The sequence below is a fragment of the Methylorubrum podarium genome, assembly GCF_022179745.1.
GTDB classification, from domain to species: domain Bacteria; phylum Pseudomonadota; class Alphaproteobacteria; order Rhizobiales; family Beijerinckiaceae; genus Methylobacterium; species Methylobacterium podarium.
In genome coordinates this window covers 1-2,609 of record NZ_BPRD01000356.1, presented here as the reverse complement: position 1 = coordinate 2,609, position 2,609 = coordinate 1, and the positions used below count along the sequence as shown (strand labels likewise).

The 2,609-nt window shown below is 70.2% G+C and carries 3 protein-coding genes; all 3 read left to right on the top strand.

From position 1 onward, the window contains the following. Positions 1 to 201, top strand: a 201-nt coding sequence (locus MFF42_RS17530; RefSeq protein WP_238256895.1) for a hypothetical protein, incomplete at its 5' end; no start/stop codon positions are given. An 80-nt stretch (positions 202 to 281) separates the two neighbouring features. Continuing rightward, a complete protein-coding gene (sfnG, locus tag MFF42_RS17525) occupies positions 282 to 1,394 on the top strand; it encodes a dimethylsulfone monooxygenase SfnG (protein WP_238256894.1) in 1,113 nt (370 codons plus the stop codon). 219 nt (positions 1,395 to 1,613) lie between these two features. After that, positions 1,614 to 2,609 (top strand): SfnB family sulfur acquisition oxidoreductase (locus MFF42_RS17520; RefSeq protein WP_238256893.1); only part of this gene is annotated, 996 nt, incomplete at its 3' end.

Sequence of the window (2,609 nt, the reverse complement as noted above, 5' to 3'; positions counted from 1 at the left end):
AACGAAAAGAGCCGCCCCCGACGGGGCGGCTCTTTTCGTTTGCGGACGGTGCGACCGCGTGTTCCCGGCCACGATCGTATTCAACGACAACGTTCTTCGCCCATGCGCGGCGCGGCAAAGAACAGGCTTTCTCGATCACCTGAAAAAACGCCCGATCATTCCTTTGACGCGAGCATCTTCCGCGGCAATGATCCGACATGACGAGATGATCAGGCCAAATAATCCGCCATCATCTCATAGTGTTCCCGATCAACACTTGCCGAGACGAGCGCCGCGCCATCATGTCTGTCCGGAAAGCCCCCGCCACGCCCGAGCCGATCCGCTTCGCCTACTGGGTGCCCAACGTCTCCGGCGGGCTCGTCATCAGCCGGATCGAGCAGCGCACGGGCTGGGACATCGACTATAACCGCCGGCTCGCGCAGATCGCGGAGGCCGCGGGCTTCGATTACGCGCTGACGCAGATCCGCTTCACCGCCGGCTACGGCGCCGAGTACCAGCACGAATCGGTCGCCTTCAGCCACGCGCTGGCTGCGGCGACGACGCGGCTCACGGTGATCGCCGCGATCCTGCCCGGCCCCTGGAACCCGACGCTCGCGGCCAAGCAGATCGCCACGATCGGTCAGCTCACGGAGGGGCGGATCGCGGTCAACATCGTCTCGGGCTGGTTCTCCGGCGAGTTCCGGGCGATCGGCGAGCCCTGGCTCGACCACGACGAGCGCTACCGCCGCTCGGAAGAGTTCATCCGCAGCCTGCGCGGGATCTGGACCGAGGACAACTTCACCTTCCGCGGCGATTTCTACCGCTACAGCGACTACACCCTGAAGCCGAAGCCGGGCGCGCGCCTGCCCGAGATCTTCCAGGGCGGCTCCTCGCGCGCCGCCCGCGACATGGCCGCCCGCGTCTCCGACTGGTACTTCACCAACGGCAACACGCCCGACGGCGTGCGGGCCCAGGTCGAGGACCTCCGCGCCAAGGCGGCCGCGAACGGCCACGCGGTGAAGGTCGGCGTCAACGCCTTCGTGATCGCCCGCGACACGGAGGAGGAGGCCCGCGCCGTGCTGCAGGAGATCATCGCCCACGCCGACCCGGAGGCGGTGCGGGCCTTCGGCCACGAGGTGAAGAACGCCGGCGCGGCCTCGCCCGAGGGCGAGGGCAACTGGGCCAAGTCCAGCTTCGAGGATCTGGTCCAGTACAACGACGGCTTCAGGACCAACCTGATCGGCACGCCCGACCAGATCGCCGAGCGCATCCTCGCCCTCAAGGACGCCGGCGCCGACCTCGCCCTGCTCGCCTTCCTGCATTTCCAGGAGGAGGTGCAGTTTTTCGGCGAACAGGTGATCCCGCGGGTGCGGGCGCTGGAGGCTGCCCGCGAGCGCCGAGCCGAGGCGGCCTGACGCCAAAACCCTCCCCCTATGCGGGGGAGGGTGCCTGCGGAGTAGGCGGGTGAGGGGAGCGACGGTGCTGGAGGGGGCGCAAGCCGTCCGCTGCCGCGACCGATCCGGCGACGGGGTTTCCCCTCTCCCGACCCCCTTCGGGGGCCACCCTCCCCCGCAGAGGGGGGAGGGGCTTTCCGCGCGATTAATTCTGCCGCTGTCCATCACCGGAGACCGCCCATGACCATCGCCGTCAGCCCCACCACGGCCGAGGCCGGCAGCCGGCCGCAGGGCGTGCCCGGCCCCGCGCGTCCGCAACGGCCCGCCCACGTCGTCCGCGACGACGCCGAGGCGATCCGCATCGCCCATGACCTGGCAAAGGCCTTCCGCGAGGGCGCGTCCGAGCGCGACCGCACCAACGCGCGCCCGCTCGCCGAACTCGACGCCTTCTCCCAGAGCGGCCTGTGGTCGATCAACGTGCCCAAACGCTTCGGCGGGCCGGAGGTCTCCTACCGGACGCTCGCCCAGGTAATCGCGATCATCGCCGCCGCCGACCCGTCGATCGCCCAGATCGCGCAGAACCATCTCGGCATCGTCGCGGCGATCCGAACGGTGTCGGACCCCGAGCAGCAGGCTCTGCTCTTCGCCGAGATCCTGAAGGGCACCCGCTTCGGCAACGCCTTCTCGGAGCGCGGCACCAAGCGCGCCGCGGAGTTCGAGACCCGCTTCACCGATCACGGCGACCACGTCATCGTGCGCGGCCAGAAATTCTACGCCTCGGGGGCTCTGCTCGCCCACCGCGTGCCGATCGTCGCCCTCGATGGGGCGGGCCGCGCCTGGTACGCCATCGCCGACCGCGACGCGCCCGGCCTCACCGTGATCGACGACTGGTCGGCCTTCGGCCAGCGCGGCACGGCGAGCGGCACCGTCCTCATCGAGGACGTGCGGGTGGAGAAGACCCACCTCGTGCCGGGCTACCGCGCCTACGAGGCGCCGCGGGCGGACGGCGCCATCTTCCAGATCATCCAGGCCGCCGTCGATGCCGGGATCGGCCGCGCGGCGCTCGACGACACCATCGACTTCGTGCGCGAGCGGGCGCGGCCCTGGATCGACAGCGGGCAGGAGCGGGCGTCGGACGACCCCTACACCATCCGCGCCGTCGGCGACCTGACGATCCGCCAGCACGCGGCCGAGGCCCTGCTCGACCGGGCGGGGCTCGCCATCGACGCGGCGGTG

Excerpts from the sequence above, each read along its gene's own strand:
- sfnG (WP_238256894.1), top strand. The coding sequence starts at position 282 with ATGTCTGTCCGGAAAGCCCCCGCCACGCCCGAGCCGATCCGCTTCGCC.